This is a genomic window from Marinobacter sp. (assembly GCF_040882185.1).
In the GTDB taxonomy this organism is placed as follows: Bacteria; Pseudomonadota; Gammaproteobacteria; order Pseudomonadales; family Oleiphilaceae; genus Marinobacter.
The window spans coordinates 111,452-117,529 of record NZ_JBBEBW010000011.1 but is presented as its reverse complement, the minus strand read 5'-3'; the positions used below and the strand labels follow the sequence as shown (position 1 = coordinate 117,529).

Annotated in this window: 3 protein-coding genes; all 3 read left to right on the top strand. The window is 55.3% G+C overall.

The features are described from left to right. The first annotated feature begins 226 nt into the window (after nucleotides 1–226). The 3 genes from WEB64_RS07990 (at nucleotide 227) to WEB64_RS07980 (ending at nucleotide 6,032) form a co-directional block, all read left to right on the top strand. Nucleotides 227–1,435 carry an acetyl-CoA C-acetyltransferase gene (locus tag WEB64_RS07990; protein WP_368059410.1) on the top strand — a complete coding sequence of 403 codons (1,209 nt, stop codon included), beginning with the start codon at nucleotides 227–229 and terminating at the stop codon, nucleotides 1,433–1,435. Between the two features lie 28 nt (nucleotides 1,436–1,463). Next, nucleotides 1,464–3,614, top strand: coding sequence for a 3-hydroxyacyl-CoA dehydrogenase NAD-binding domain-containing protein (locus tag WEB64_RS07985; protein WP_368059412.1), 2,151 nt, complete (start codon nucleotides 1,464–1,466; stop codon nucleotides 3,612–3,614). Nucleotides 3,615–3,857: 243 nt separating this feature from the next. Next, nucleotides 3,858–6,032: a carboxy terminal-processing peptidase gene (locus tag WEB64_RS07980; RefSeq protein WP_368065552.1), complete on the top strand. Its 2,175-nt coding sequence runs from the start codon at nucleotides 3,858–3,860 to the stop codon at nucleotides 6,030–6,032. Nucleotides 6,033–6,078 lie beyond the last annotated feature (46 nt).

Genomic DNA, 6,078 nt, shown 5'->3' with positions numbered 1-6,078 from the left:
ACCTACAGCCTTCAGAGCGCGCAGAGACGATTCAGGAGTTAATCAGAGGCTCCCTAACACCATAGAAGTCTTGGGCGCTGCTGTCATGGAAAAGCTTTACTGAATCGGTCACCACTTGCGCCGATGAGCATTTTCGCCACTCCGATTGGCAGCGAGCGTCATTACGCAGTAAACCGAAGTCGGGCTAAGGTTATCTATTACAACCACCCATCTCAAAGGACCAGCAATGACCACCGAAGCGTACATCTTCGACGCCGTGCGTACTCCCAGAGGACGCGGCAAAAAAGACGGCTCTCTCCACAACGTCAAGCCTATTGCACTGCTGACAGCCGTTCTGAAGGCTCTGCAAGAGCGAACAAACCTGGATACCTCACAAGTCGACGACATTGTGATGGGGTGCGTCACCGCGGTGGGCGACCAGGGTGCAGACATCGCCAAGACCGCCGCCCTGGCAGCGGACTGGCACGAAGTTGTAGCCGGGGTCACCCTCAACCGTTTCTGCGCTTCCGGACTAGAAGCCGTTAACCTGGCCGCGATGAAAGTGAGGTCAGGATGGGAAGATCTGGTCGTTGCTGGCGGTGTGGAAGCCATGTCTCGTGTACCCATGGGTTCAGACGGTGGCGCCTGGGCCACAGACCCCGCCACCAACCTGCATACCGGTTTTATGCCACAGGGTATTGGCGCTGATCTGATCGCGACGCTGGAAGGCTTCAGTCGGGAAGATGTTGACGGCTTTGCTGTCCGGTCCCAGCAAAAAGCCGCCAACGCATGGGGAAAAGGCTACTTTACACGCTCGGTTATTCCGATCACTGATCAGAACGGCGTGCTGATCCTGGACCGGGACGAACACGTTCGCGGCAACACTACGTTAGAGTCTCTGGGCCAGCTCAAGCCTTCTTTCCAGATGATGGGCGAAATGGGCTTTGATGGCGTCGCGCGCGAAAAGTATCACTACGTCGAGAAAATCAACCATGTCCACCATGCGGGTAACTCTTCCGGCATGGTGGACGGGGCCACCGCCATGCTGATTGGCAGTGAGACGAAGGGCAAAGCCTTGGGTCTGCAGCCCAGAGCCCGAATTGTTGCTACCGCTGTGACTAGCACAGATCCCACCATCATGCTGACCGGGCCGGCGCCAGCTGCCAGAAAAGCCCTGGAGAAAGCTGGCCTGACGGTCGGGCAGATTGACCTGTTCGAAGTTAACGAGGCTTTCGCCTCGGTTGTCATGCGCTTCCAGCGTGAACTCTCGGTTCCTGATGAAAAAGTCAACGTGAACGGGGGCGCTATCGCCATGGGCCATCCTCTTGGCGCTACTGGCGCCATGATACTCGGTACCCTGCTTGATGAACTCGAACGTCGCGAACTCCGTTACGGCCTCGCCACCCTGTGTGTCGGCGGCGGTATGGGTATCGCTACCATCATCGAACGCTGCTGAGCGCCTATTCTGAGAGGAGAACCTGTTTATGAGCGCCATTGGTTATGCCATTGATTCCGATAAAATTCTGACCCTGACAATCGATATGCCAGGGCAGTCTGCCAACACCATGAACAACGCTTTTCGAGAAGCCCTGTCTGAGACCGCCACCCGGATAAAAGCAGACATAGACGCCTTCCGGGGCATTATCATCACCTCTGCCAAAAAGACCTTTTTCGCTGGCGGCGACCTGAATGAACTTTATAAGGTAACCCGGGAAGATGCCGACATGTTCGAGCGCATGGTCAGCGGCCTGAAAGCTGACATGCGCGCGATCGAAACGTGCGGCAAGCCGGTAGTCGCGGCGATCAACGGTTCTGCCTTAGGGGGTGGACTGGAGATTTGTCTAGCCTGCCACCATCGGGTGGTGATGGACGATGACAGTATTCAACTGGGGCTGCCAGAGGTCACGCTCGGCTTGCTGCCAGGCGGTGGTGGCACCCAGCGCCTGCCCCGCATGATCGGTCTGGAGGCAGCCTTTCCTTTTTTGATAGAAGGCAAAAAGGTGAACCCCAAAGCTGCGATGAAAGCTGGAATTGTGGAGGCACTCGCCTCCTCGACCGAGGATATGCGCCTGCAGGCTCGTCAGTTCATTGATGCCAATCCCGGCTGCAAGCAACCCTGGGACCAGAAAGGCTTCCGTTTTCCTGGCGGCGCCCCACATCATCCGGCGATGGCGCAGAGACTGGCTATTGCTCCTGCTATGCTTAAGCAGAAAACCCGAGGCTGCTACCCGGCCCCGGAACGTATCCTGTCAGCGGCCGTTGAGGGCGCCCAGATGGATTACGATAATGGAGACCGAATCGAAACCCGTTATTTCACCGAGCTGGTGATTGGACAGATTGCAAAGAACATGACCGGCACCTTCTGGTTCCAGTTGAACGCCATCAAAGCGGGCGAAAGCCGACCCAAAGGTATTGAAAAAGCGAAGTTCGCCAAGGTTGGAGTGTTGGGTGCGGGCATGATGGGGGCGGGTATCGCCTACGCCACCGCTACCCGTGGCATTGACGTGGTACTGAAAGATGTATCTACGGAGAACGCGGAGAAAGGCAAAAGTTACTCAGAGAACCTGTTGTCCAAAAAAGTCAGCCGCGGGCGCCTGAGTGAGCAGGACAAAGACGCAACACTGAACCGTATTACCGCCTCGGCAGAAGCTGACGACCTCACCGGCTGTGACTTGATTATCGAAGCCGTTTTCGAAGACAGTGCCTTGAAAGCCAAAGTCACTCAAGAAGCAGAGTCCCGGTTGGCCGATGGGGGAATTTTTGCATCCAACACGTCCACTATCCCCATTACACAATTGGCCGAAGCCAGCGCAGAACCGAACAATTTTATCGGACTGCATTTTTTCTCACCCGTGGACAAGATGCAGCTGGTGGAAATTATCGTCGGTGACAAAACCTCCGACGACACCCTGGCCCGAGCCTTTGACTACGTCCAGCAAATCGGCAAGATTCCAATCGTCGTCAACGACAGCCGTGGCTTCTTTACTTCCCGGGTCTTTGGCACCTTCGTCAATGAAGGCGTCGCGATGCTCGGTGAAGGCATCCATCCCTCCAGTATTGAGAACGCCGGTCTGCTGGCCGGTATGCCGGTGGGACCGCTAGCGGTCAGTGACGAGGTCAGCCTGACGCTGATCCAGCACATTCGTGACCAGAGTCGGAAAGACCTCGAAGCGACTGGCAAGGAATGGCAGAGTCACCCGGCTGAAGCCGTGATTGATACTCTGGTAAATGAGCACGGCCGCAAGGGTAAGGCCGCGGGCGCGGGGTTCTATGATTATCCGGGTAACGGCAAGAAGTCGCTTTGGCCTGCATTAATGGATATTTTCGTTGACCAGGGCAAAGTGGCCCAGGTACCACTGCAGGAGCTAAAAGACCGGATTCTGTTTATTCAGGCCCTCGAAACAGTGCGCTGCCTTGAGGAAGGCGTATTGCGGACAATAGAGGATGCCAACATAGGCAGTATCTTTGGTATCGGTTTTGCGCCCTGGACCGGTGGTGCTATCCAGTTCATCAATCAATATGGCGTGAGAGCCTTTGCTGAACGCGCCAGCGAGCTGGCTGCCTGTTATGGCGAAAGATTCACCCCGCCGAAAATGCTGCTGGACAAAGCTGAAAGCGACGCTATATTTGCTTGAATAGCTGGCCCGGTGGCTCTACCGCCGGGCCGCAGACCCCCGCCCATCGCACAAATCGCCGCCGTCCCCAGACCTTGGGATTTATGTGGACAGATTGTCACAAGCTGAAACCCGTAGCCTATGGCAACCGGACAGCCGCTTGCCTACAATGAAATTAACCGACAGTCCGCCGCATTCACTGTATCGTATACACTACGATCAATGCGCAATGACTTATACATCCAAAACCGGGTAAGCACGATTATGACCAACGCGAAACGCATTTCCTCGCCTCGGGTAGCCTCATTACTGACGACAAGGCTTAAACAGAGCTCTCTGGCGCTGGCATTCGGCTTTCTGGTCACACCCGCACTCCTGGCTGCCAATGCCAAATACGATTCCGCCTTTGAGCCAGTTACACCGACCGTAGATCAGGCCAGGGCTAACATTCTGATTTCCCGCCAGCTTCAGTTCACTCATTTCCGTGACCAGAAGATCGACGACACTCTTTCTGTCGAAGTCTTCGATGCTTACCTCGAGTACCTGGACGGCCAGAAAATTTACCTGACACAACAGGATATCAACCGTTTCGAATCTGTGCGCGCTAACCTGGGCTCAGCGCTCAAAACCGGGCGTTTGCAGCCCGGATTCGACATCTACAATACAGTACAGCAACGCATTATCGAACGGCTGGATTTCGCGCTGGAGTTGCTGGAGAACGGCGTTGACCAATTTACATTTGAAAACAACGAGGAGCTTGCGCTGGATCGGTCGGAAGCATCCTGGGAAGAAGATAGAAACGCATTGGATGCACTCTGGGTCAAGAGAATCAAGAACGCCGTGCTTGCCCAAAAACTGGACGGCAGTGAGGACGAGGCTATCGAAGAGTCTCTCACCCGTCGCTATGAGAGCCAGCGCAAGCGCGCCGTCCAGATGCGCAGCGAAGATGCCTTCCAGGCCTACATGAATGCCTTTACAGGAATCTGGGACCCACACACCTCGTACTTTTCCCCACGCACCTCTGAAAACTTCAATATCAATATGAGCCTGTCTCTGGAAGGCATCGGTGCCGTACTTCAGGCCGATAACGAATACACCAAGGTCGTTCGATTGGTTCCAGGAGGTCCGGCGGCCAAACAGGGTCAGCTCAAGCCCGCAGATCGCATTGTCTCGGTGACACAGGAAGACGAAGACAAACCGGTAAACGTTATCGGCTGGCGGCTGGATGAGGTTGTCGACCTGATCAGAGGTCCGAGGGAATCGACTGTTACCCTTGAGGTGATCCCTGCCAGCGCCTCTGACGAAACCCTTACCCGTTCCATCGACATTACACGGGACAAGGTCAAGCTCGAAGAACAGAGCGCCAGCAGCGACATCATTAATCTTGAACGGGGCGGCGACACCTACACCATTGGCGTTATCAATATTCCGACTTTCTACGCCGACTTCAAAGCCATGCAGGCAGGCGACCCCAACTACAAGAGCACCACGCGAGACGTACGACGCCTGATCGAAGAGCTCAAAAGCGATGGCGTGGATGGCGTCGTGATGGATCTGCGCAACAACGGCGGCGGGGCTCTGCATGAGGCCAACGATATGGTTGGACTGTTTATCGACGAAGGCCCTACCGTACAGATCCGCAACGCGGACAATGACGTTCAGGTACTGACCGATCAGGATCCGTCAGTGGTCTACGATGGCCCACTGGTTGTGCTGGTGAACCGGATGAGTGCCTCCGCCTCTGAAATTTTTGCGGGTGCCATTCAGGACTACGGCAGGGGGCTAGTGGTCGGCTCTCAAACCTTTGGCAAGGGCACCGTGCAGGCCGTGCGCCCGCTGAATCACGGTCAACTGAAAATCACCCAATCCAAATTTTACCGGGTTTCTGGCGGCTCAACTCAACACAAAGGCGTGATGCCTGACATTCATATTCCGAGCCGGATTGATAAAACCCGTATCGGTGAAGATGCTCTGGACCGCGCCCTACCCTGGGATCAGATTGAAGCGGTACCTCACACTCGCTACTACGATTTCAGCAGCATCATTGATCAGCTGCGGGAAAATCACGATGACCGCTTTGCAAAGAGCCCGGAATTCAGACTGCTCCAGCAGGAAATTGACCTGTTGAAGGAACAGCGTGAAATCACTTCCGTGAGCCTTAATGAGGAAACCCGCAAGACCTACCAGGAGACTCTGCAAGAGCGGCAGCTTACGATTGCGAACACTCGTCGCCAGCTAAAAAACGAGACGCCATTCGACACCCTGAAAGAACTGGAAGAGTGGCAGGACCAGCAAGCGGCTGATCTGGATGGTAATGAGGAGAGGCTCGATTTCATTGTTCGTGAAGGCGGCCATATCATGGCGGATATGCTGGAACTTGACCGCCGGATGGCGTCAATCATCGACCCCAAACTCATTACTGCAGAAGCTCGCCGGTAGTCATTAGCCGCTGTGCCCGGCAGCTCGTTGGACGCCTGCCGGGTTC